The following is a 24,206-nucleotide window of genomic DNA, read 5'->3' on the forward strand; positions in this document are numbered from 1 at the left end:
AGAAACGAATAAAAAGGTGGGTTTTTTATAGAAAAAAAGGCGTTTTTTTAAAATGTTTCATGTGAAACAGAATTTTTTTTCATGAAAGGGTTTTTAGTGTATTTTTTTAATGATACACTGTATCATGTAAATTAATTAGTGTATCGATTAAAGGAGCCATCAAAAATGAAGCGGATTGAAAAAATCTATCAATATGTTAAAGAGCAAACGAAGAATTTAACGCCAATGACCTTAACAAGTGATGCGGGAGTCACGACACAAGAAATTTCAGAACGTTTAAACATTCAGCGGACCAATGCTAGTAAAGATTTGAATCAACTGGTTCGTGAAGGGCGCTTGAAAAAATTATCTGGTCGACCAGTAAAATATGTCGCGCAGGTGGCGTTTCAGCATCGACCATTAACCAAGCCAGTTAAAAGTTATCGGGAAAAATCAATGGATCACTCCACAAAAGCTTTTATCGAACCATTGGTTGAACCAGTAGTCACGACCAGCAAAACCCCAGAAGTTGAAGATATTTTTAAAAAAATTATCGGTTCAGCTGGGAGCATGAAAACGCCGGTGGAACAAGCCAAAGCAGCGATTTTATATCCGCCAAAAGGCTTGAATTGTTTAATTACTGGACCAACAGGTTCTGGGAAAACTTATTTTGCTCATGCCATGTTTCAGTTTGCGAAGCTGAACCAAATTGTGGCCAAAGAAAAAGAGTTTGTGGTGTTTAACTGTGCAGACTATGCGCATAATCCAGAACTTTTGATGTCGCATTTATTTGGGTATGTAGAAGGGGCCTTCACAGGCGCTACGAAAGCGAAAGAAGGGATTATTGATGAAGCAGATGGCAGCATTCTGTTTTTAGATGAAGTACATCGGTTACCACCCGAAGGACAAGAAATGATTTTTTATTTTATGGATCACGGCGTGTACGCGCGTTTAGGTGAAACAGTGAAATCACATCATGCGGATGTTCGGATTATTTGTGCTACGACGGAGAATCCTACTTCTTCTTTATTGAATACTTTTGTGCGACGCATTCCGATTATCATTCAATTACCGAACTTTAGTGACCGTCCTGCGAAAGAAAAAATTGACCTCCTAAAAGTGATGGTTTCAATGGAAGCAGCGCGGATTCAACGGCGAATCTCTTTGTCAGAAGATGTGGTCAAAGCGTTAATTGGAAGTGTTTCTTATGGAAATGTCGGTCAGCTAAAATCGAATGTGCAACTTGTGACTGCGCGAGGGTTCCTTAATCAGATGGAACAAGAGGAATTAATGATTACGATGGACGAATTAACGGACAATATTAAAGAAGGCATTATGCAACTTGCCAGTAATCGAGAAGTATTGTCGGAGTTATCGAAATATCTGGAACCGCAATTAGTGGTATCACCAAATGAATCTTTAGTAGCTATTCAGTCAGATGCCTATGAATTGCCTTACAATCTATATGAGATTATTGGAGATAAAGCGGCTCTCTTAAAAGCAGACGGCTTGGACCAAGAACTAATTAATAATTTTATTACAACGGATATCAATGTTCATTTAAAATCTTTCTACAAAGATTATGGATTCACCTTTGATACAGAAAATAAATTGGCTGAAATTGTTGACCAACGAATTATTGATGTCACTAAGAAAATTTATAATTTTGCAGCGAAGCGGTTATCGTATTCGTTTCAACCCAATTTTATTTATGCAATGAGTTTACACATTAGTTCTTTCTTGAAACGCATCCAATTAGGTAAAGATCCTAAGCATCCTTTAAATGAAAGTATTCGAAATATGGTTTTAGATTATCCAACAGAGTTTGAAACAGCAAAAGAAATTAAAAATATTATTGAAAGTAGTTATCAGATGGAGATTCCTGAATCTGAAAGTTACTATTTAGCTGTTTTGCTCATTTCTTTAAGAGAAAATCCTGAGGCTGGCCGGATTGGCATTGTCGTGGCTGCGCACGGAAATAGTACCGCTAGCAGTATGGTACAAGTGGTTTCTCAATTGTTAAATGTTGATAATTTGAAGGCTGTGGATATGCCTTTAGATATGCCACCGAAAGAAGCTTTGCGTAAAATCGTTGAAGCAGTTGGTGAAGTGAATGAAGAAAATGGCGTACTATTATTAGTGGACATGGGTTCATTAAGTACGTTTTCAGAAGAAATTGTACGCCAGACAGGCATTGATGTGCGGACAGTAGACATGGTGACCACGCCAATTGTTCTTGAAGCGGCCCGCAAAACCGCATTAATTGATACACAATTGGAAACACTTCACGAGTCTTTAAAAAACTTTCATGGCTATGCCGATATTCGCCAAAGTGAAACGAAACAAATCATTGAAAATTGGAAAACAAGAGCAATTATTGCTATCTGCGCTTCTGGAGAAGGAACTGCGCGCCGAATGAAAGAGCTTATTGAGGAAGCTGTCTTGCCACAAATAGACTGGCATTTAGAAGTGATTCCTTTGTCCATTGTAAATATGAAAGAAGTCTTGCCTAAAATTCAAGAAGACTATGAAATTATTGCGACAACTGGGATTACCAATCCCAAAATTGGTGTTCCTTATATTTCCATGGAAAATTTCTTTTCCGGTGAAGCAGAAAAAATTATTCAGCAATTACTAGCAGAGCGGAAAGAAGAAGTAATGAATAAGCCGTTGGACGAAGCGGCAGCAAAAGAAATTTGTCTAAAATATATGGAGCAAAGTTTCACTTTCATTAATGGAAAAAAAATCATTGATCTGTTGTGGTCATTCGCTAAAAATATCCAAACCCAATTAGCGATGCCAGAAGAGTACACATTTTACATCAATTTGATTATGCACACATCGGGCATGTTGGAGCGTATTTTACGGAATGATACACTGACGGTTTCAGAAAAGGAACTTGGTCGATTGGTTCAAGAACCAATTTATCCAGTGATTGTGGCCTCAATTGAGACTATGGAAGAAGCTCTTAATATGGATGTTCCAGCAGAAGAAGTTTATTTTATCGCACAGTTAGTCAAAAATGCTCAGTGTATCGAAGATAAAATCACCGAAATTGATACACTAGATTAATACAGAAAAAACGATACACTATTTATTAGTGTATCGTTTTTTTTTATTTTCTTAAAAAAACCTATAATTTTCTAGGTTTCGAACCGATACACTAAAGTTGGCACGAAACTTGCTTATAATAAGGTGTCCCTTTTTACCTAAAATTTTTAGGTAAAAAGACAAAGGTCCTAACCTTTAAAAATGAATTTAAAGGAGCATTCCCGATGGTAATGGATATTCGTTTAGCTCGAATTGATGATCGATTAATTCATGGCCAAGTAGCAACTGTTTGGGCAAAATTGACGAACATTAATCGCATTTTAGTGGTTAGTGATTCCGTTGCTCATGACAATTTGAGAAAAGCCTTGTTGGTTCAAGCTGCTCCACCTGGTGTCAAAGTAAATGTCATCACTGTTCAAAAAATGATTGATGTTTACCCTGATCCTCGTTTTGATTCGTTTCGAGCCATGTTGTTATTCACTAATCCTTTGGACGTGAAACGAGTGGTCGAAGGCGGTGTACAACTAACTTCTGTGAATATTGGCGGAATGAGTTTCAGTACAGGCAAGCGAATGATTACGAATGCAGTCGCAGTGGATGCCAACGATTTAAAAGCATTTCTGTTTTTAAATGAACAAGGTATTGAATTGGAAATTCGAAAAGTCGCAGCAGACAGCCAAGTGAATTTGATGGATTTACTGAAAAAAGAGCGTAGCAAAGAAAATAACGCCAGCTGACGTTAATTTTTACAGACGAAAGACATTGAAAGGATGTGGTGGCCTAGGACCAACATCATTGCTTCATGAACTGTATTGATAAAGGCAAGTGCTGATGTTGAAAAAAATCAAGAACTATTGAAATTTTTTCATTTATTTTTGTCAGAATCTGATTTATCTGATTTTTTTCAAAAAGTGAAAGCGTTTAGCAGTACAACCATGAAAAAAAACATCAATTATACAGGAGGTATAAAAATGGTAGGAATTATCCTAGCAAGTCACGGTGAATTTGCTGAAGGGATCTTGCAATCTGGTGCAATGATCTTTGGCGAACAAGAAAATGTAAAAGCAGTTACGTTAATGCCTAGCGAAGGTCCCGATGATGTAAAAGCAAAAATGCAAGAAGCCATTGCATCGTTTGACAATCAAGACGAAGTACTATTTTTAGTTGACCTATGGGGAGGAACACCATTTAACCAAGCGAACTCATTGTTAGAAGATCATAAAGACAAATGGGCAATCGTTGCAGGTATGAACTTACCAATGGTTATTGAAGCATATGCTTCTCGTTTCTCTATGGAATCAGCACAAGAAATTGCGACACACATTCTTGAAACAGCAAAAGATGGTGTCAAAGTTAAACCAGAAGAGTTACAACCAGCAGAAGCACCAAAAGCTGCTGCGACAGAAGATGCACAGCCAAAAGGTTCGTTACCACCAGGTACAGTTGTTGGCGATGGCAAAATTAAATTTGTGCTAGCACGTATTGATTCACGTTTATTACATGGTCAAGTAGCAACAGCTTGGACAAAAGCAACACAACCAAACAGAATTATTGTTGTTTCTGATGCCGTTGCAAAAGATGACTTACGTAAGAAATTAATCGAACAAGCAGCTCCTCCAGGAGTAAAAGCCAATGTTATTCCAATCAGTAAAATGATTGAAGTAGCGAAAGATCCACGTTTTGGCAATACAAAAGCATTATTATTATTTGAAAATCCTGAAGACGTCTTAAAAGTGGTTGAAGGCGGCGTAGAAATCCCAGAAGTAAACGTTGGTTCAATGGCTCACTCTGTTGGAAAAGTCGTTGTAAGCAAAGTATTATCAATGGGTCAAGAAGACGTTGATACGTTTGATGAATTAAAAGCCAAAGGCATCAAATTTGATGTGCGTAAAGTGCCAAATGATTCAAAAGCGAATATGGACGAAATTTTGAAAAAAGCAAAAAATGAGTTAGCAAACGCGTAACTCGCCAAATACAAATCAAAATAGGAGGCTTATCATGTCTGTTATATCAATTATTTTAGTTTTACTCGTTGCCTTTCTAGCTGGTATGGAAGGGATTTTGGATGAGTTCCAATTCCACCAACCGTTAGTAGCATGTACATTAATCGGATTAGTTACTGGTAATTTAGAAGCCGGAATTGTTTTAGGTGGTACTTTACAAATGATCGCGTTAGGTTGGGCGAACATCGGGGCTGCCGTTGCACCGGATGCCGCTTTAGCATCTGTTGCCTCAGCAATTATTTTAGTTTTAGGTGGCCAAGGTGTTAAAGGTGTTCCTTCAGCGATTGCCATCGCAGTTCCTTTAGCGGTTGCAGGTTTGTTCTTAACAATGATCGTTCGGACAGTTGCGGTGCCAATCGTTCACATGATGGATGCGGCTGCTGAAAAAGGCAACATTAAACAAGTTGAAATGTTACACATTTTCGCTGTATGTTTACAAGGTATTCGTATTGCGATTCCAGCAGGTGCGTTACTATTCATTCCTGCTGACACTGTTCGTAATTTCTTAGAATCAATGCCAGCTTGGTTAACTGATGGTATGGCTATCGGTGGTGGTATGGTCGTTGCCGTAGGTTATGCATTAGTAATCAACATGATGGCAACAAAAGAAGTATGGCCATTCTTCATTATCGGTTTCGTAGTCGCAGCGATTTCTCAATTAACATTAATCGCATTAGGTGCTTTAGGTGTCGCTTTAGCTCTTATTTACTTGAACTTATCTAAAATGGGCGGTTCTTCTAACTCAAATGGCGGAGGCAACTCTGGCGACCCATTAGGCGATATTTTAAACGACTACTAATTCTGAAGGAGGAGCAAAGAAAATGGCAGAAAAAATTCAATTAACTAAAAAAGATCGTTTAGCTGTAGCTTGGCGTTCAACATTTATCCAAGGTTCTTGGAACTATGAACGTATGCAAAACGGCGGCTGGGCATTCTCAATGATTCCAGCAATCAAAAAATTATATAAAACGAAAGAAGAACGTTCAGCGGCGTTAAAACGTCACTTAGAATTCTTTAATACACACCCATACATTGCCTCACCAATCCTTGGTGTAACATTAGCTTTGGAAGAAGAACGTGCCAATGGCGCACCAGTTGATGACGTAGCGATTCAAGGGGTTAAAGTTGGGATGATGGGTCCTTTAGCCGGTGTCGGTGACCCAGTTTTCTGGTTTACTGTTCGTCCAATGTTAGGCGCTTTAGGTGCTTCCTTAGCAATGGGTGGTAACATCTTAGGCCCAATCTTATTCTTCGTTGCTTGGAACTTAATTCGTTGGTCATTCATGTGGTATACACAAGAGTTTGGTTACAAAGCAGGTTCTAAAATTACTGATGACCTTTCAGGTGGTTTACTACAAGATATTACAAAAGGTGCTTCTATTTTAGGGATGTTCGTACTGGCCGCATTAGTTCAACGTTGGGTATCGATTAAGTTCTTACCAATTGTCTCACAAGTTAAGTTAGACAAAGGTGCTTATATCGAGTGGGATAAACTTCCTGCTGGCGGTGAAGGAATGCATAAAGCCTTTGAACAAGTGAACCAAGGCTTGGCGCTTTCACCAACGAAAGTTACTACTTTACAAGATAACTTAGATCAATTGATTCCAGGTCTAGCACCATTACTACTTACATTCTTATGTATGTGGTTATTGAAGAAAAAAGTTAGCCCAATCGTTATCATTCTTGGTTTATTCGTAGTCGGCGTTGTCGGCCACTTAATCGGCTTATTATAAGAATGACGAGGTAAGTTTATTACTTCTAATCAAAAAAAGCGGAAGAGAAGTCGAGAAACTTTTCTTCCGCTTTTTTAAACAAAGATGTAATTTTGTTTGTTTCGATCAGGAAAGAAACGTATAATAAAGAGGAATTAGTCGAATGAAATGGAGCAGATAACATGGTACAATCATTAAACACAAAAGTTGATTTAGTTATAGATGCGACGGCATTTACAGGATTAACAGATTATGGACAAATTATGATAGGTGACCGCGGGTTTGAATTTTACCATGCCAAAGATCCACGTAAGTTTATCCAAATTCCGTGGGAAGAAGTCGATTACGTGTTGGCTTCAGTAATGTTCAAAGGAAAATGGATTCCTCGTTATGCGATTCAAACCAAGAAAAATGGGACGTATACGTTTGCTTCAAAAGAGCCGAAGCGAGTGTTACGAGCTATTCGTGAATATGTTGACCCAGATCATATGGTCCAATCTTTGAGTTTCTTTGATGTCATAAAAAGAGGGATTCTCTCGATTGGGAAAAAGAAAAAATAATTTATAACTGTTACTTTTTTATAAACTAGATGAAAAAGTAGCGGTTTTTTTGTGGGAAAACGAGGGACTTATTTATACAAAAAAGGCACAATTGTGCACCAAAAAAGAGACAATCAAGTGATACGTTGTTTTTAATGGAGTTATCATTGAAATGGTTTTCAGAAAGCACGATGAAAATATTTGACACCTTGTAAAATAGTAGTAACATAATAAGTGTAATAAATTATTTTATAGAGGAGTGAGTGTCATGGAACAACGACAACATCATGGAATGGACTGGGGTTCATTAGTATTAGGAATTCTATTTGTTCTGACTGCATTAATTTCTTTCCAAAATCCTGCCGGTAATTTAATTGCCATTGTGATGGTTTTTGCGATTTTTGCTATTATTAAAGGGATTTTCGAAATTTTTGTACGTAATCGTATGAAAGAATTGCTAGGCTACAAAGCTTATGCACCAATCATCTTAGGGATTATTGATATCCTAATTGGTGTTTACTTATTGTTTAACTTAAATATTGGTGTCGCTGTGTTACCATTTGTTTTTGCAATTTGGTTTTTATTCGACTCAATTTTCGGCTTATTTACTTTAGATTTTGCTAAACGAGTAAGCACAGGTTACTTCTGGTTCACATTAATTGTTGACGTTTTAGGGATTATCTTAGGTGTAATGTTATTATTTAATCCATTGTCTTCAGCATTAACTCTAAGCTTCTTAGTTGGCTTCTACTTTATGATGTTTGGTATTAGCAATATTGTATATGCTTTTAGATAAAAGAAGTAAAAAAAACAGGTTTTCCGAAAAGGAAAACCTGTTTTTTTTAATAACGACGGCGGCAGTTGCCATTATTTCCCGAAATTGTTCGAACAAGCCACACGATAATCGCTACGGGAACTAAAATTTTTACTGCTAGCCACAATAAGCTTCCCACGATACCGACAACGGCACTAAAGAGTGAACCGACAACTAAAAATAAAAGGACCACTAAAAGAATATTTATAAACATTGGTCGTTGATTATTCATACGTACTACCTCCAAATTTTTCCTGTTTTCTATATACAGAGTATAGCAAGAAAGCGCAACAAGTACCTCCATCGGAAGGCTGATTTTTTTCTCTGGCGAATGATGGAGCCGCTGTTGGTTATTTTGGACTTTCTTATTGAAATAATCAGAATATTCTGGTGTATAATTATAAAAAAGGATTTAAAGTGAGGGATTGGATGTCGACTGAGGGATTAATCGCTTTGTTAGAAAAGAAACGAAGTCATTTAAGTAAAATTGAAAATCAAGTACTGGATTATATTTTGACGCATATGACGGAAATTAGTTCACAAACCATTTATGAGGTGGCGCAGGCGTTGTTTGTCTCAACAGCCACTATTTCTCGGACAGCAAAACACTTAGGTTATCGAGGCTTCCAAGAATTAAAATACGCAATCGTCCAATCGGTGCAGAGCGAGAGCACAGAAAGCGATAGTCGTAGTTTTCAAGCTATTACGCAACAGTTGATTGCCAATGTGCAAGATAGTTTTCAACAAATGGATGAAGCCAAAGTCGCGGAAATGCTTAAAATGATTGAGCGTGCGAATACGATTGAAGTGTTCGGTGTTGGTGGCAGTTTTCCTATTTGTACTGATTTTGCACGAAAGCTAACATTTTTAGGAAAAAAAGCCTATGCACGATCTGATTGGGATGAACAAGCGGCAGCAGTTAAGAATCTGGACGGACAGGATTTAGCCATTTTTGTCAGTTATACAGGAGAAACTAAGGGGATTTTAGCGTATGCACGTGTAGCGCAGGAACAGCAAGTGCCGATGATTAGTTTGATTTCGACTAAAGGAAGCACCTTGGAAAAATTGTCGACGACGACGTTATTTGCCAAAGGGACGACACGTTATCATCAGCGCGTGGATTTAAGTTCAAGAATTGCTGTCATTTGTTTGTTCGATACGGTTTTATTAATGTATGCAGAGGCAAAGCAGCCGCGGTAATTTTATGCAACACCATACTAAATGATGTAAGGGGATACAGAAAAAGGGTAGCCTCTTTTTTCTTTGTTTTGGGCTAGTTATAATGAGGGCAATGAATGTAAACGCAATCATTTTTAGTTTTGTAAAGAATGAATGGAGGAGTTAAGAAATGGCAGTAAAGAAAAAGAAAGCGACTTTCTGGGAGTTTTTCCAAGGATTAGGTAAAACGTTTATGTTGCCAGTGGCTTTATTAGCTTTTATGGGGATTTTGTTGGGATTAGGAAGTTCTTTTTCCAGTGAATCCATGATTGAAACGATCCCGTTTTTAGGAAAGCCCGCAGTGAAAATTATTTTCCAATTTATGTCGACAATTGGTGGTTTTGCGTTTGCCTATTTACCTGTCATGTTTGCAATGGCCATTCCGTTGGGGTTAGTTCGGAAAGAAAAAGGAATTGCTGCGTTTTCAGGTTTCGTAGGCTATACGGTGATGAATTTAGCGATTAATTTCTATTTAGTGCAGACGAATCGCCTCGTGGATCCTGAACAGTTGCGGGAAGCCGGGCAAGGAATGGTTTTTGGGATTCAAACGATTGAAATGGGCGTTCTTGGTGGAATTATCGCTGGGCTTATTGTCTATAAGTTGCATAATCGATTTTATACGGTGCAACTACCAGATAGTTTTGCCTTCTTTTCTGGCGCACGGTTTGTGCCAATTATTACTTCATTAGTGATGGCCTTCGTGGGCTTAGTAATTCCGTTAGTTTGGCCACTTTTCGCGCTAATGATTATGGCGATTGGCCAACTTATCCAACGTTCTGGTATTTTTGGGCCTTTTCTGTTTGGTTCAGGGGAACGTCTACTGTTACCGTTTGGGTTGCATCATATTTTGGTTTCCATGATTCGTTTTACTGAAGCAGGGGGTTCAGCGGTGGTGGCTGGCAAAGAAGTGTTTGGTGCGTTAAATATTTTCTATGCAGAATTGCAAAATAATTTACCGATTTCACCAAGCGCAACAGCTTTCTTGTCACAAGGGAAAATGCCAACCTTTATTTTTGGCTTACCAGCGGCGGCACTTGCGATGTATCATACTGCAGCTCCGGCGAATCGACATAAGATTAAAGGCTTACTCCTTTCGGGTGTAATTGCTACGGCTATCACTGGCATTACAGAACCAATTGAATTTTTATTCTTATTTATTAGTCCATTATTATGGCTGTTTCATGTCATTATGACTGGTCTAGGTTTCATGGTAATGGCTTTATTGGGTGTTGTGATTGGGAACACTGATGGCGGGCTACTGGACTTTGTTATTTTTGGCTTGTTACAAGGAACTTATACAAAATGGTGGTGGGTTCTCATTGTCGGCGCTATCTGGTTTGTTGTTTATTATTTCGTCTTTAAAACAGTCATTGTAACCTTTGATTTAAAAACACCTGGACGAGACAAGGTTTTAGATGAGACTGAATATACCGATCAAGAAGTTCAATATAAGAAAACGGGTGGCTATGATGCGCCTGGGATTTTAGCGGCTTTGGGTGGGCAAGAGAATATTCAAGCTATTGATAATTGCATTACGCGTTTACGTTTAGTGTTAGCAGATGCTAATAAAGTAGATGATGACAAATTAAAGCAATTAGGGGCTTTAGGCGTTGTACATTTAGATGCGCAGAATGTACAAGTGATTATCGGAACCAAAGTGACAACGGTCCGTAATCAATTAGAGATGATTTTAGGTTAGAAAAAAGACAGAAGGTGAAGAGTGTGTCGTTTGATAAAGCAATTGATCGACGAGGAACGTATTGTACACAGTGGGATTTTGTAGAAGACCGATTTGGGGAAGCGGACTTGCTTCCCTTCACTATTTCCGATACGGATTTTGCTGTGCCAGAGGCAGTTCTGGCAACATTACAGGAGCGTTTGAACCATCCAGTATTTGGCTACACGAGGTGGAACCATCCGCAATTAAAAGAAGCAATTCAAACGTGGTACCAGACAAGATTCCAGACGAAGATTGAAGAACACTGGATTATGTATACCCCGACCGTTATCTATGGTATTTCTGCTTTGATTCAATTATTGACTAACGAAGGGGAGGGCATTATTTTACAAACACCTGCCTATGATGCATTTTTTAAAGTTATTCAGGAAAATAAGCGGCAAGTAGTGGCGAATGAACTGCTTTATCAAGAGAAGCGCTACAGCATTGATTTTATTGATTTAGAAAAAAAACTAGCGCAACCAGAAAATCGCTGTTTGCTTTTATGTTCCCCGCATAATCCAACAGGACGTGTTTGGGAGCAATGGGAATTAGAGCGAATAGTTTCATTGTGCCAACAGTATGATGTGTTTTTACTTTCTGATGAAATTCATATGGATATCGTTAATAAAGGCCATGTTCATCGACCAATTACGCAATTTGATTATAAAAAATCTGCCATTATTACCAGTGGCACGAAAACCTTTAATTTTCCAGGGCTGATTTTTGCTTACGCCTTAATTCCAGATAACGAATTGCGTGACGCTTTTCAGCTCAAATTAAAAAACGCCGATGGTCTATCATCAACAAGTATTTTGGGAATGCTAGCAACCATGACGGCCTATCAAAAATGTGGTACTTGGGTGGACGAGTTGAATGATTATTTAGCGGAGAACCAACGTTACGTGAAAGATTTTTTACAGACCTATTTGCCAAAAATTAAAGTGACGGAGCTGGAGGCAACTTACTTAATGTGGTTGGACGTATCAGAGGCAGTTCCAGATGTGGCCCGCTTACAAGCGGCTTTAGTTTCTGTGGGGAAAGTCGCTATTATGGACGGCTCGATTTATGGCGGTAATGGGCAACGATTTTTACGGTTAAATATTGGCTGTTCGCAAGCAAAACTACACGAAGGACTTGAAAGGATGCGCCAAGGTTTTGAAGCTGTTTTACAAAAGGATGGCACAGCATCAGCGCTTAGGAATAATTGAGAAAAGATAGCATTCCGAAAATGGTTGCAGTACAATGGAAAAATAGAAACAAATAAAATAACAAAAAGTAACAACTTGTCATTTACTGGGGGAAAAGAAATGAAAACAATTAAAACAAAGCAAGCACCACAAGCAATTGGGCCATATTCACAAGCAAAAATTGTGAATGGTTTATTGATTACTTCTGGTCAGATTCCACTGGATCCTGAAGCAGGTAAGGTGGTTGGGACAACGATTAAAGAACAAACCAATCAAGTACTGAAAAATATTCAAGGGATTTTAACAGAAGCTGGTAGTGATTTTGCTCATGTAGTCAAAACGACATGCTATTTACAAAATATGGCGGATTTCACGGCATTCAATGAAGTCTATGCTGAATATTTTAGTGCGGAATATCCTGCACGCACAACGATTGAAATCTCTAAATTACCGATGGATGTGTTGGTGGAGATTGAGATTATCGCAGAAGTAGTGGCGTAAAAAATACAGATAAAAGAGTGAGAAAAAAATCGTCTTAGATTTTTTTCTCACTCTTTTTTTCAATAAAACAATACGATTCAGCCAAAATGTCTAGCCGTGCTGGAAAATTTTCAGCAAATAGGCTACCATGGAAGAAAATCGATAAAACGAAAGTTAAATGAATAGAAAAGAGATATGAAAGAGGCTATAAGATGAAAAAAAATATTAGCCAACTAACGCAGTGGTTGAAAGAACACAGTTTATTATTGAAACTAATTTTTCTTGGTTCTGTATTAGTTTTCGTGGCTAACCAAGTGACACATATCGCTCAAGGCATGACCTGGGCGGATATTTTTTCCACGATGGAACAACAAAGTACGGGGCGTTTAATTGGTATGGTCTTGGCAGGACTATTAGGGGTTATTCCGATGCTCCTTTATGACTATGTAGTCGTTAAATTATTGGAAAAAGAAGGTAAGCCACCAATGAAACGAATGGATTGGTTAACTTCGGCTTGGGTCACTAATACCATTAATAACTTAGCGGGTTTTGGCGGCGTGGTTGGGGCAACGCTACGGATTAATTTTTACGGAAAAGATGTACCGCGGGGCAAGGTTGTAGCAACGGTCTCAAAAGTTGCTCTGTTCTTGATTTCAGGGTTATCTATTTTATCTTTTGTGGCGTTTGTTGATTTATTTTTTATTCGAACCCAAAATGTTTTTCGTGAATATTGGGTTTGGTTATTATTGGGCAGCCTGATTGCGCCAGCGCTCTGGTTTTTCACGTACTTAAAACGGCGAACATTGTTTAAAACATTTTTTCCAAAAGCGGTGCTCCTATTATTCGGCGCTTCATTAGGTCAATGGCTAGGTGGGATGTTTGCTTTCTTAATGATAGGTCGCTTGATGCAGGTGCCAGTTTCGATGGTTTCTGTTTACCCAATGTTTGTTATCGCTACGTTAATCGGGATGTTAACCATGGTTCCTGGTGGTATGGGAACGTTTGATGTCTTAATGATTTTGGGCTTGTCACAATTAGGGATTGATCGATCACAAGCGGTCGTCTGGTTGTTGTATTATCGTTTGTTTTATTATGTGACGCCTTTTATGACAGGAGTTATTTTGTTCTTGCAACAAGCAGGCATGAAAGTCAATCAATTTTTTGATAATTTACCTCGGTTATTTTCACAAAAAGTGGCGCATTTTATTTTGGTGGCGGCGTTATATTTTGCAGGGATTATGATGGTTCTATTGTCGACTGTGACGAATTTGTCGAATGTCAGTCGTTTATTCCAAGTGTTACTTCCCTTTTCTTTTAATTTTTTAGATCAAACATTGAATTTATTTGTAGGATTCTTGTTATTAGGTTTAGCTCGAGGCATTTCTATGAAAGTGAAAAAAGCTTATTGGCCTACAATTATTTTACTAGGATTTTGTATTGTAAATACGGTGGCACGAACGACTTCGTGGCAGTTGATTGCTGTTTATGCTGTTATTTTATTGGCGGTTATTTTGGCTCGTAAAGAATTTTATCGTGAAAAGTTTGTTTATTCATGGGGCGCTTTAACGGTAGATAGTATTTTGTTTGGCTGCTTGTTTATCGGTTATGCGGTTGCTGGCTATTACGCCGCACGACCAGCTGGTGGCAATCAAGTTATCAATCACTTTTTGTTGTTTCCGTCAGATGATGTTTGGTTTAACGGATTGATTGGTTTAAGTATTTCCTTGATTGGTTTATTCTTTTTGTATCAATATTTAGCCGAAACAACTGTTACTTTAGGTGAGGGGTTTGAGGAAGCGCGGTTGACACGCTTTTTGGAAAAATTTGGTGGCAACGAAGGCAGTCAATTTTTGTATTTAAAGGATTATGGTCATTTTTATTACCAAGAAGAAGACGAAGATCAAGTACTTTTTGGGTTTCAAATGAAGTTTAATAAATGCTTTGTCTTGGCGGATCCGATTGGGCAACGAGAGAAATGGACAGCGGCGACACTGGCGTTTATGGATCAAGCTGATTTGTTAGGCTATCAATTAGTTTTTTATCGTATTTCGGAAGAATATGTTATGAATCTTCACGATTGCGGCTTTGAATTTATGAAAGTTGGGGAAGAAGGCTTGATTCAATTTGATGAGCCGTCAACAGTGAATCAAACAGCCTGGACGGAAACAGTGACTGAAAAAATAGCAGCAGAAGCAGCGGATTTTCAGTTTGAATTTTATCCCGAAACGATTAGTGATGCCTTATATCAAGAGTTAGAACGAGTTTCTGCGGACTGGTCACGGAATCAAAAAGAGCGCTACTTTATTGGTGGACGGTTGGATCCCGAGTACTTGAAATGCAGTAGCGTGGGCTTGGTGAGACAGAAACAAACGGTCATCGGTTTCATTACTGGAAAAGAAATGGAAAAAGGCAAAAGTATTTCGTATGATTTGTTACGTATTCGTTCAGAAGCACCTGCTTTTACTAGAGAATATTTGTTCACTCATTTTATTGAAACCTATCAACAGCAGGGCTATCAATTAATTGATATTGGGATGGCGCCGTTGGCTAACGTAGGGGAGAGCAAGTACTCTTTCTTAAAAGAACGCTTTGTTAATATTTTTTACAAGTATAGTTATCAAATTTATGCGTTTCAAGATACACGCAAGCGCAAAGAACAATATGTCACTAGTTGGCAACCACGTTATTTTGCTTATCCTAAGCGGACCAGTGTACTCTTTGCTTTTGTGCAACTTTCCTTGTTGATTACGAAAGGAAGACATCAAAGTGTTTCGCTTGTGGAAGAAGCAATGACTGAAATTTAACTCTAATATAAATAAAAAAGTTAGACTTTGGTCTAACTTTTTTATTTATCACAAATTATTAATCAAAGAATATATTTTTTTATTAAAGAATGGTTGACATTAAGTTTGCGTCTTATTAGAATTTAATTAGAGTGGCGGTTGTTTATCTTTTAATATGGAATCTCGTTATGTCGATATTTAACGTAAAATTTTGAGATTAGTAAGGCCGATAAACAGAAAGAACATAATTTTATAAGACCAGAAGTTAAGTATTCAAGTGAATAATTTGGCTAAGTATGTAATTGAATATTGTTTAGAACACTATCATAATGGCCTGTAATGTAAAAATGTCGAGCTGTTTTATTCAAATTCATGGACTAGGGTGAACTAAATCAAAATTAGAATTAATCAAGATGTTTTACAATGAGGATAAATAATTAGCCATTTTGGTAGAAAATGCCTCACTAGGAATGCGATTGGAAGCAGTAGGTGCATTTAATTATTTTAGTTTTACATAACGAATCAGAATATAACTATTTTGCTATAAACTTAGATGAGGTAGGTGAGCCAATTGAAAACGAAGAAGTGGAACTGGTCGATACTTGCATTTTTTATACCGTACCTTGTTTCAAATATTTTTTTATTTTTTACTCTTACAGAAAAAGATAATAAGCTATTAAAAATGATTGAAGAGTCGTCAAAACTATTAAATATTTCAAACGGAGAATTTAATTTTTTTATGATAGTTATTGTTATAATCGCTAATTTGTGTATCTTTTTTGTTACGTTCATAATTTTGAAAATTGTTTTACTTATTTTTGGGTTTAAAAAAAATTATAATCAAGATATATTTATAAGTCTGCTATTGTCAGTAAGCGTAGTTAATCTTCTTGTTCTTTTTATATCTGAAATAGTAACAATTGATAGATTACCGTTATCAATTAGTACTTCTTCTATTGAAGTGATAATCTTTTTATTGCTATTTTACAGTAATACCAAAGATGTAAAAGCAACTAAATTGTTGTTTTTTGGTAAATTATGGTTGCTTTTATTTAATATAGTGTCATTAGTAGTTTAAATGGAAATCATAGGAATTACATAAAAAAATCAAATTAATGTTTGTCTTGTTGGATAAAATTAGCAATTTGAAATTAAAAGGTTGAGGAAGCATAGATATTTCATAGAATAAACGAATATCTATTTTAACTGCCTAAATCATTTATAACAAAAAAATCTGAGACAGAATGAATCCCATTCTGTCTCAGATTTTGTTTTTCACAACTCATCAGACCTTATTGATAAAGAGTCATTTTAATAATAACCCTTAGTTTTTTGTGAAAGATTTTTTATTTGTCTTCTTTTTTACGGTTTCGTCTAGCAGGAATCAAGGTTACGTAGGCAACGAAACCACCAGTACATAGAACGAATAACACGATGCCAGGAATCAATCCTTCTGGTAAATAAGAGAACTGAATAGTATGGGTTCCAGCGCTGACAGGAACGCTTAGAAAGGCATCTTTAAAGGCTTTTGGGGTAACTTTTTTGCCATCAATTTTGACACGCCAACCTTTGTCATAAGGAATTGTAGTGACGAGTACTTGATCTTTGTCGGCGGTAAAGGTACCTGAAGCAGAGCGTTTGCCAGTGGTTAAATCAACGCCTTTTTCTTGCACGGCGGAAATGGCTTTTTCAAATGCATTGGTATTTAAGCCAACTACTTGCGGCTGAACAAAACTTACTGCTTTGGTTCCATAAAAACTTACTTTGAAGTTAACAGTTGTATCTTTTGGATAGTAGCCTAAATTATAATATTGGCCAGTAATGCCAATTTGTGATTGCTGACTCGAGCCGTTCACGGTGACCGTCGCAGTGGAACTTTCCAATTGAGCAAAATCCGTTGGGAATAAACTCAAATAAGCTTGCGTATTGGCGGGCACATTGACTGTATAAGAAATCTCTTTGGCTACGTTATGTTGTTTCTCCGTAAAAGTTACGCCAGCTGTATTTTGCGTAATTGTCACGTTATTTTGAAGCGTCATCGTTGGTTGATAAAAGGTAAAATACCGTTCATTGGTATTGGCTAAAGCATTTAGTAAATTTGTTTGACTACCTAAATTATCATTGAGAGGTTGCCGGACATTGTAAATCTCTTTGTCTGCTAAAAATCCTAACGGCAAAGCATTTTCGTTACGATAAAGCTGATATTTACCAGCAGCTGCTTGTCGCTCAAAGCCGAATTTCATTGGATTGTTTTCAGCAATATTGTATTTAATGCCCATCAAAGCATCCATTAACAAGGTATTATTTTGGTAACGAATATTTAAATTCGTGCCTCGCGAGCGGAAACCTAAGGCGTTTAGGTATGTTGAAGAATGTCGGTTCCGTACGGAAGAAAACATGCTAATGCCACTGTAGCCATAGTTAATGCCGTCATTGGCCGAAACACCATTTAAATTTTCCAAGCGGTAAAAGGTATCATTTTCTTTTTTTGTTTGATCGACTAGATTTTTTAAGTCAGGATAAGGTTCAGAATACAAGCTGCGTGATGCGTAGTTCCAATCATCTAAAATACCAGTGACCATCGCTCGTGTATTAATGATTGCTTCACCAGAAACGAGCAGCAACAACAAAATCACTAAGTATTGCATAGGCGCTTTTTTCAATTGATAAAAAGCAATCCCGAAAAAGTATAATAGTAAAAAAGTTGCCGTTAATACGAAAGAGGTTAAAGTCACATACGTATAACTAGTAGCACCTTTTGTGCCCATTGCAAGAGCAAAAATTGCTAAAAGAATCAAAATCAAGCCGCTTAAGACGCCGAGATCATCCTTTTCAAATTTTTCCCAACCATAACCAGCAAGCAAAATAACTAGGAATGAAAAGAGGAAACTATAGCGGAAAAGAAACATGTTCGGCGCATGCATACCGTGCCAGAATAAATTTAAGGGCGTGATGTAAAAGCTAGCAATCAATAGGACAAACAAACTGCCAAAAAGTAGTTTGTTTTTCAATGGAATTTCTTTCGTAACGAAATAGAAGAGACAAAAAATCAAAGGCAACAACCCAATGTAAATAAAAGGAATGGACCCATATTTGGTTGTATCGTAAACGCCAATCATATTTTTCATAATAATATCTAAAAAGGCAGTCGCTTCTGTTTTAAAGGTTGTAATTTCAGAAAGAGTTTCACCATTGGTTCGTAAATCTAAGACAGCAGGTAAGACCATAATCATGGATGCTCCACCAGCTAAAAGAGAAGTAGTAAAATACGCAACGATTCGAGATTTATATCGTTGCCAGTCTGTAAACGTTCGTGCAAAATAGTACAGGAAGGAAAACAACCCAATCATAAAGCCAAAATAATAATTTGTAATGAAAAGCAAGAAATAACTGACAAACAATAATGTCGGTTTTCGTTGGTCCATTAAACGATGAATTCCTAAAATTACGAGTGGCAGATAAATAAAGGCATCCAGCCACATAATTAATTCTGAATGGGCCACAATGAAGGACATTAGCGCATAAGACACACTTAAAGTCACATGGGACCATTTAGGAATCTTAAAGGTTTGTTTTGCCAAGAACCAAAAACTCAAGCCGGCACTCCCAATTTTCAACAACGTTAGGAAATAGAGCGCATCAGGCATGTTTTGATTGTTAAAGAAAAAGACGAGCGGCGTAAATAAGCCACCAAGATAATAGGAAATTAAGGACAAGTAGTTTAGTCCCAAAGAAGCATTCCACGTATAGAAAAGACTTTGTTTTCCATGAAGAACATTGTTAAAGCTTGCGTGAAAATTTGAAAATTGAGAAAAGGCATCGCTGGCTAAAACACTGCGACTACTTCCTGGATAAATCCCAATACTCAAATAGATAATTGCCATAATTAAAAATGGAATGAAGAAACTGGCTAACATATAAGGCCAGTTGTTTTTTAAAAACTGCCTACTTTTATTTTTCATAAATAACCTCACCTGATTTTTCGAAAGTACCTATAGTTTATCATACTCTTTATTTGATGTACCAATAGAAGAAAAACTTTAAAATTTTATTAGGATCCTAAGGGTGGAGTGAAGAAGAATTAGGAGTAAGGGATTGACATTCAAATGCTAAATCACCAGATTAAAACAACGAATATTCTCCGAAAAATTGCTGAAAACACCCTGTGGATAACTTTGTGCATAACTCTGTTGAAAACCACAAAAAAGCTTTTTATCTCGGTTTATCCACAAGGATATGTTTTCGAGTTGCTAAAAAAAATAGACGCAAGTTCAGAAGGCCTGCTTGCTAAAAGTAAAGGAATCCCTAAAGTTGAAAGAAGATGAAAACGTTATTAAAACAACGTTTTCATCTTCTTTTTTCTAGAATTTACAAAGATTTAATGTCGAACAAATAAGCACTGTGGAAAAGTTTTTTGGAAAAAACAAGAAATTTCATCCACAAAGTTTTCTGTGGAGAATTTAAAAATGCTTGTCAAGCTTTTTTTGAAAAAATGTGGATAACTTTTTAAAGACACACTTTTTTCCATTTGCGAATTTGCGTTCGGAAACTAGTAAAAGGGGCAACGCTATTAATGTGAATCCATTTCCAAAGAGGCCATTGTGCTTTGGTAGTCGCCCAAGCCCGTTGTTGAGGTAAAAATAATTCGTCTTCGGAAAGCGAGTCAATCCAATGAAGTAATTTTTCTAAGGTGTCTTGCAACGCAATCAGCTGACTTTCTAAACTCATTTGTCCATAGGTTTGATAAAATGATTGATAGAGAGCACCCAGTTGATTCCATTTATAACCTTCAGCTGGCGTTTGAACGGTCAGACCACGTTGTTCTTGTTCTTCCCAAGAAAGCAGCAAGTTGAGCCAACCTAATTGATAGGCTAAGTTCTCTGAAGGTGTTTTAGCTACTGTTTCAATTCGGTGATCTTTAAGTGTTTCAGGAATTTCTGCAAATTCAGCTAAATATTTTTGTGAAGCTATTTGAATGGCCTCAATCAAGGCTTCTTTTGATTCATAGGTTCGCATTCTTCGGCTAACGTCCTTTCTTGGTAGGATCTGCTTGTTTTTCTTGAGTAATTTGAGTGACTAAACCAAAAGGATCTTTCACAATCGCATAAAATGTTGCAAATTCATTTTCAATTGGTTCTTGGATAATACAGGATTCGGGATGGCGCGTGAGTTTTTCAAAAATTGTTTTGGCAGAGTGACGGCTATTGACGGTTAAGCTGAGGGTCAATTGTTCTGTGGGCGTGGTATTCATTCCTGCAAACAAAGGATTATCAGCTAGTTGTAATTGAAAAGTGTCCATTTGTAAAATCGAGTGAGAAAGCCAGTGTTCTTCGCCAGCGGGAATGGTCAAAGAAGGATTTAAGCGCTCTTTAAATTCTTGATTAGTAATTTTAAAAAGAATATCACCAGCAAAGGCTTCTTGGTAAAACGTCAAGGCTTCCGTTGCTCGTCCATTTAAGACCATAAAAAGGGCAAATTGTGTGTTTTTCATTGTTTGAACCTCCTAAGATTGATAAGATAAGCATAACAATAAAAGGTGTCAAAAAGTGACACCGATGGAGGGGAAAATGAAAAAATCAGAACGTTTAAATCAGGAACTTTTTTTCTTGAGAACCCATCCTCAGTTTAATTTAAATCAGTTAATGAAAACTTTTGGGATTTCTAAAAGCACAGCTTTGCGGGATATTGAAGCTTTGGAAAATTTAGGCGTGCCGCTATATGTGGAGAATGGTCGTTATGGTGGCTATCGAGTTTTAAACAAACCGTTGTTGCCGCCGATTTATTTTAACGAAAATGAAGTGTTAGCGATCTTTTTTTCGTTACAATTACTGAAATTAGTCGCAGAGTCACCGTTTGGTCATTCCTATCAGCAAATTCAGCAAAAATTATTGCATTCTTTAGATGAACCAACCCAATTTAAAATCAGTCAAATGAGTAAGGTCGTCTATTACGAAGGAATTGAACAAGTAGAAGCACCAGGCAATTTAGAGCAGCTGTTTCATTGTATTTTGGCGCAACAAGTAATTCAGTTTAACTATACCAGATATGAAGCAACAACGAAAAAAATCTTACCAACCCGGTTAACTATTTTAGAAGGATATTGGTATTGTTCAGGCTATGATGTGACTAAAAAGGCTTGGCGTACTTACCGCTGTGATTTTATGGAGGCTATTCAGCAGTTAAACCAAACACTGGATTTTACGACTGAAGAACTGAAAGAATCGTATCGCCATCAACAAACGACGGCACGTACGATTCCATTTAAAGTAATCATTACAGAAAAAGGCAAAGAATTTTTTTATAAACATCGCTTTGACAATATTCAGTTGGAAGAAACGCCCACGCAGTGTTTTTTAGTTGGACAGATTCATCCAACAGAAACACAATTTTTAGCCAACTATTTTATGGGCTTTGGTGAAGAAGTGACAATTTTAGAGCCAGTCCAAGTGAAACAAGCGTATGTAGAAAGTATAATGAGGATTCAAAAAAAATATCAAGAATAGATTGTGGAACTGTGAACAATCTCATGTGTAAAAATGCACATTGGAGAGGAGAAAGAAAAACCCTTGATTTAAAAATCAAGGGTTTTTCTTTCTAAGAACGTGCTTGCCCATTTCCATAAATAACGTATTTTGTCGAAGTAAGCTCTGCTAAGCCCATAGGTCCACGGGCATGTAATTTTTGCGTACTAATACCGATTTCGGCGCCAAATCCAAATTCAAAACCGTCCGTGAAACGAGTTGAAGCATTCGCATAAACAGCGGCTGCATCCACTTGTTGTAAAAATTGTTGTGTGGCAAAGTAATTATCACTAATAATACTTTCAGAATGTTTTGTATTATAGCGATTAATATGCTGGATGGCTTCGTCTAAAGAATCAACGACTTTCACTGCTAAGATAAAGTCGAGAAATTCCGTTTCCCAATCTTGTTCAGTCGCTGGAATGGCTTCTTCAAAAATTGCTAACGCACGTTCATCTGCCCGAAGTTCCACGTGAAACTCCTTCAAGGCTTTTTCAATTGTTGGTAAAAAGGCTTCAGCCACCTCTTGATGAATTAATAACGTTTCGGCGGCGTTACAGACAGAAGGACGTTGACATTTAGCATTGACAATAATTTCAGTTGCCATTGTTAACTGGGCGTCTTTGTCCACGTAAATATGACAATTGCCTGTGCCCGTTTCAATAACAGGAACAGTGGCTGTTGTCAAAACAGTTTTGATTAAGTTGGCGCCGCCACGCGGAATGAGGACATCCAAGTAGTCATTTAAGCGCATAAGTTGTTGGGCTGTTTCTCTAGAAGTATCATCAACAAATTGAATGAGATGGGGAGAAACGGCTTGTTGTATTAGCGCTTCTTGTAAAATTGTCACCAATATCTGATTGGAGTGAAACGCTTCTTTTCCGCCTCGAAGAATAACAGCATTTCCTGATTTGAAACAAAGGCTAGCGGCATCTGTTGTCACGTTTGGCCGCGATTCATAAATGATTCCAATAACACCTAAAGGCACGCGTTGTTGCCCAATTAACAGCCCCGCTTCATTGCGCCACATTTTATCTACTTCCCCAATTGGATCGGGTAAAGTAGCGACTTGGCGTATGCCCTCGGCCATCGCTGTGATCCGTTCTTCTGTTAAACGTAAGCGGTCTTGCATTGTTTCAGAAATTCCGTGGGTAGCGGCTTGCTCTAAATCTAATGCGTTTGCTTGTAAAATGCGGGGCGCATTGGCTTCAATGGCTGCGGCCATTTTGTTTAACAAAGTATTTTTTTGACGAGTATCCATCAAGCCTAGCGTATAAGAGGCTTCTTTAGCTTGTTGCCCTAGTTGCTTTAAATCAGTCACTTTCATGCCCTCCTTTAATAAATAACGTACCGATATCTTTTCCTTCTAAAATTTCAAAAATGATTTTTGGCTGCTTTCCGTTTGCTAAAATCATCGCCTGTTGATTAGCTAACACACGTTCAGCAGCTTTTAATTTACTAGACATCCCACCAGTGCCAAAGCGGCTTCCCTTACCACCGGCTAATTGGAACAAGTCTTCATTAATTTCATTGATTTCAGAAAATAACGTGGCTTCTTTGTTGACAGTAGGGTTGTCTGAAAAGAAACCATCAATATCTGATAACATAACTAACAAGTCAGCTTGAACAATTTGGCAGACAATGGCAGACAATTGATCGTTATCCCCGAACTTGGTTAAGTGATCCAATTCTTCAATTGCGACAGTATCATTTTCATTGACGATAGGAATAATATTCATTTTTAACAGTTGTTCAAAAGTATTGGTAACATTATTGCGACTTTCAGGATATTCAATAACATCACGAGTTAATAAAACTTGTGCCATTTGTTGGCTATAGGTTGAAAACCGCTGATTATAAATGTTCATTAATTCTGCTTGGCCGACTGCAGCGACTGCCTGTTGTTCGGGAATTGTCGTTGGGCGTACAGATAGATTTAATTTATTCAGTCCGACACCAATTGCGCCAGAAGAAACTAAAATAATTTCTTTGCCTTGGTTGCTTAAATCACTCAAAGTAAAGGCTAATTGATCAATTGCTTTTAAGTTAATATTGCCATTGGGATAAATCAGAGAACTGGTTCCGACTTTGATCACAATTCGTTTGGCCTGTTGGAGTTTGTTTCTCATAAGTGCCTCGTTTCTTTTTACAGTAAAATTTGACACTCATTATAACAAAATCAGCGGCTACTAGAAAGTG

General features: G+C 37.4%; 19 protein-coding genes. 13 read left to right on the forward strand and 6 right to left on the reverse strand.

Annotation, left to right across the window (positions count from 1 at the left end; all coding sequences use genetic code 11):
• Positions 1-165 precede the first annotated feature (165 nt).
• From IGL37_RS00080 to IGL37_RS00110, 7 genes are all read left to right on the forward strand, one after another.
• Positions 166-3,051, forward strand: coding sequence for a sigma 54-interacting transcriptional regulator (locus IGL37_RS00080; protein WP_033918163.1), 2,886 nt, complete (start codon positions 166-168; stop codon positions 3,049-3,051).
• A gap of 203 nt (positions 3,052-3,254) precedes the next feature.
• Positions 3,255-3,767, forward strand: coding sequence for a mannose/fructose/sorbose PTS transporter subunit IIB (locus tag IGL37_RS00085; protein ID WP_002385473.1), 513 nt, complete (start codon positions 3,255-3,257; stop codon positions 3,765-3,767).
• Between the two features lie 234 nt (positions 3,768-4,001).
• Positions 4,002-4,994, forward strand: a complete 993-nt coding sequence (locus IGL37_RS00090; protein WP_002356030.1) for a mannose/fructose/sorbose PTS transporter subunit IIA — start codon at positions 4,002-4,004, stop codon at positions 4,992-4,994.
• 34 nt (positions 4,995-5,028) lie between these two features.
• A complete protein-coding gene (locus IGL37_RS00095) occupies positions 5,029-5,832 on the forward strand; it encodes a PTS mannose/fructose/sorbose transporter subunit IIC (RefSeq protein ID WP_002356031.1) in 804 nt (267 codons plus the stop codon).
• Positions 5,833-5,854: 22 nt separating this feature from the next.
• On the forward strand, positions 5,855-6,766 hold the full coding sequence (locus IGL37_RS00100; RefSeq protein ID WP_002356032.1) for a PTS system mannose/fructose/sorbose family transporter subunit IID: 912 nt from the start codon (positions 5,855-5,857) through the stop codon (positions 6,764-6,766).
• A 161-nt stretch (positions 6,767-6,927) separates the two neighbouring features.
• A complete protein-coding gene (locus tag IGL37_RS00105; RefSeq protein WP_002356033.1) occupies positions 6,928-7,305 on the forward strand; it encodes a DUF956 family protein in 378 nt (125 codons plus the stop codon).
• A 247-nt stretch (positions 7,306-7,552) separates the two neighbouring features.
• On the forward strand, positions 7,553-8,080 hold the full coding sequence (locus tag IGL37_RS00110; protein WP_002356034.1) for an HdeD family acid-resistance protein: 528 nt from the start codon (positions 7,553-7,555) through the stop codon (positions 8,078-8,080).
• 46 nt (positions 8,081-8,126) lie between these two features.
• On the opposite strand, the gene IGL37_RS00115 is transcribed toward IGL37_RS00110, so the two are convergent.
• Positions 8,127-8,330, reverse strand: coding sequence for a hypothetical protein (locus tag IGL37_RS00115; protein WP_002381332.1), 204 nt, complete (start codon positions 8,328-8,330; stop codon positions 8,127-8,129).
• 197 nt (positions 8,331-8,527) lie between these two features.
• On the opposite strand from IGL37_RS00115, the gene IGL37_RS00120 reads away from it, so the two are divergent.
• The 5 genes from IGL37_RS00120 to mprF all read left to right on the forward strand — a co-directional run bounded on the left by IGL37_RS00120 (position 8,528) and on the right by mprF (position 15,507).
• Entirely contained in the window at positions 8,528-9,298 is a 771-nt protein-coding gene (locus tag IGL37_RS00120) for a MurR/RpiR family transcriptional regulator (protein WP_033918162.1), read from the forward strand.
• Positions 9,299-9,446: 148 nt separating this feature from the next.
• Positions 9,447-11,015 (forward strand): maltose/glucose-specific PTS transporter subunit IIBC, encoded by a 1,569-nt coding sequence (gene malX / locus IGL37_RS00125; protein ID WP_002378674.1) that lies wholly within the window; start codon positions 9,447-9,449, stop codon positions 11,013-11,015.
• A 14-nt stretch (positions 11,016-11,029) separates the two neighbouring features.
• Positions 11,030-12,244 (forward strand): MalY/PatB family protein, encoded by a 1,215-nt coding sequence (locus IGL37_RS00130; protein WP_033918161.1) that lies wholly within the window; start codon positions 11,030-11,032, stop codon positions 12,242-12,244.
• 99 nt (positions 12,245-12,343) lie between these two features.
• Positions 12,344-12,724, forward strand: a complete 381-nt coding sequence (locus IGL37_RS00135; RefSeq protein ID WP_033591767.1) for a RidA family protein — start codon at positions 12,344-12,346, stop codon at positions 12,722-12,724.
• 191 nt (positions 12,725-12,915) lie between these two features.
• Positions 12,916-15,507, forward strand: coding sequence for a bifunctional lysylphosphatidylglycerol flippase/synthetase MprF (gene mprF / locus IGL37_RS00140; RefSeq protein ID WP_002414160.1), 2,592 nt, complete (start codon positions 12,916-12,918; stop codon positions 15,505-15,507).
• A gap of 1,325 nt (positions 15,508-16,832) precedes the next feature.
• On the opposite strand, the gene IGL37_RS00145 is transcribed toward mprF, so the two are convergent.
• From IGL37_RS00145 to IGL37_RS00155, 3 genes are all read right to left on the reverse strand, one after another.
• On the reverse strand, positions 16,833-19,448 hold the full coding sequence (locus IGL37_RS00145) for a YfhO family protein (protein WP_002370603.1): 2,616 nt from the start codon (positions 19,446-19,448) through the stop codon (positions 16,833-16,835).
• Positions 19,449-19,992: 544 nt separating this feature from the next.
• On the reverse strand, positions 19,993-20,502 hold the full coding sequence (locus IGL37_RS00150) for a ClbS/DfsB family four-helix bundle protein (RefSeq protein WP_002405038.1): 510 nt from the start codon (positions 20,500-20,502) through the stop codon (positions 19,993-19,995).
• 7 nt (positions 20,503-20,509) lie between these two features.
• Entirely contained in the window at positions 20,510-20,977 is a 468-nt protein-coding gene (locus IGL37_RS00155; RefSeq protein ID WP_002364587.1) for a VOC family protein, read from the reverse strand.
• Positions 20,978-21,041: 64 nt separating this feature from the next.
• Between IGL37_RS00155 and IGL37_RS00160 the strand changes: the two genes are divergently transcribed.
• Positions 21,042-21,989, forward strand: a complete 948-nt coding sequence (locus IGL37_RS00160; RefSeq protein WP_033918170.1) for a helix-turn-helix transcriptional regulator — start codon at positions 21,042-21,044, stop codon at positions 21,987-21,989.
• Between the two features lie 91 nt (positions 21,990-22,080).
• On the opposite strand, the gene IGL37_RS00165 is transcribed toward IGL37_RS00160, so the two are convergent.
• On the reverse strand, positions 22,081-23,334 hold the full coding sequence (locus IGL37_RS00165; RefSeq protein ID WP_025186428.1) for a glutamate-5-semialdehyde dehydrogenase: 1,254 nt from the start codon (positions 23,332-23,334) through the stop codon (positions 22,081-22,083).
• On the reverse strand, positions 23,321-24,136 hold the full coding sequence (gene proB / locus IGL37_RS00170) for a glutamate 5-kinase (RefSeq protein ID WP_002389550.1): 816 nt from the start codon (positions 24,134-24,136) through the stop codon (positions 23,321-23,323). Before proB ends, IGL37_RS00165 begins: the two co-directional genes overlap by 14 nt.
• Positions 24,137-24,206 lie beyond the last annotated feature (70 nt).

Source organism: Enterococcus sp. AZ119 (assembly GCF_050546175.1).
Taxonomy (GTDB): domain Bacteria; phylum Bacillota; class Bacilli; order Lactobacillales; family Enterococcaceae; genus Enterococcus; species Enterococcus faecalis.

Bases quoted from the DNA above. Each gene is read 5' to 3' on its own strand.
- IGL37_RS00100 (WP_002356032.1), top strand. From the start codon at position 5,855: ATGGCAGAAAAAATTCAATTAACTAAAAAAGATCGTTTAGCTGTAGCT.
- IGL37_RS00105 (WP_002356033.1), top strand. From the start codon at position 6,928: ATGGTACAATCATTAAACACAAAAGTTGATTTAGTTATAGATGCGACG.
- IGL37_RS00120 (WP_033918162.1), top strand. From the start codon at position 8,528: ATGTCGACTGAGGGATTAATCGCTTTGTTAGAAAAGAAACGAAGTCAT.
- IGL37_RS00115 (WP_002381332.1), bottom strand. From the start codon at position 8,330: ATGAATAATCAACGACCAATGTTTATAAATATTCTTTTAGTGGTCCTT.
- IGL37_RS00080 (WP_033918163.1), top strand. From the start codon at position 166: ATGAAGCGGATTGAAAAAATCTATCAATATGTTAAAGAGCAAACGAAG.
- proB (WP_002389550.1), bottom strand. From the start codon at position 24,136: ATGAGAAACAAACTCCAACAGGCCAAACGAATTGTGATCAAAGTCGGA.
- IGL37_RS00150 (WP_002405038.1), bottom strand. From the start codon at position 20,502: ATGCGAACCTATGAATCAAAAGAAGCCTTGATTGAGGCCATTCAAATA.
- IGL37_RS00090 (WP_002356030.1), top strand. From the start codon at position 4,002: ATGGTAGGAATTATCCTAGCAAGTCACGGTGAATTTGCTGAAGGGATC.
- IGL37_RS00165 (WP_025186428.1), bottom strand. From the start codon at position 23,334: ATGAAAGTGACTGATTTAAAGCAACTAGGGCAACAAGCTAAAGAAGCC.
- malX (WP_002378674.1), top strand. From the start codon at position 9,447: ATGGCAGTAAAGAAAAAGAAAGCGACTTTCTGGGAGTTTTTCCAAGGA.
- mprF (WP_002414160.1), top strand. From the start codon at position 12,916: ATGAAAAAAAATATTAGCCAACTAACGCAGTGGTTGAAAGAACACAGT.
- IGL37_RS00110 (WP_002356034.1), top strand. From the start codon at position 7,553: ATGGAACAACGACAACATCATGGAATGGACTGGGGTTCATTAGTATTA.
- IGL37_RS00085 (WP_002385473.1), top strand. From the start codon at position 3,255: ATGGTAATGGATATTCGTTTAGCTCGAATTGATGATCGATTAATTCAT.
- IGL37_RS00095 (WP_002356031.1), top strand. From the start codon at position 5,029: ATGTCTGTTATATCAATTATTTTAGTTTTACTCGTTGCCTTTCTAGCT.
- IGL37_RS00160 (WP_033918170.1), top strand. From the start codon at position 21,042: ATGGAGGGGAAAATGAAAAAATCAGAACGTTTAAATCAGGAACTTTTT.
- IGL37_RS00135 (WP_033591767.1), top strand. From the start codon at position 12,344: ATGAAAACAATTAAAACAAAGCAAGCACCACAAGCAATTGGGCCATAT.
- IGL37_RS00145 (WP_002370603.1), bottom strand. From the start codon at position 19,448: ATGAAAAATAAAAGTAGGCAGTTTTTAAAAAACAACTGGCCTTATATG.
- IGL37_RS00155 (WP_002364587.1), bottom strand. From the start codon at position 20,977: ATGAAAAACACACAATTTGCCCTTTTTATGGTCTTAAATGGACGAGCA.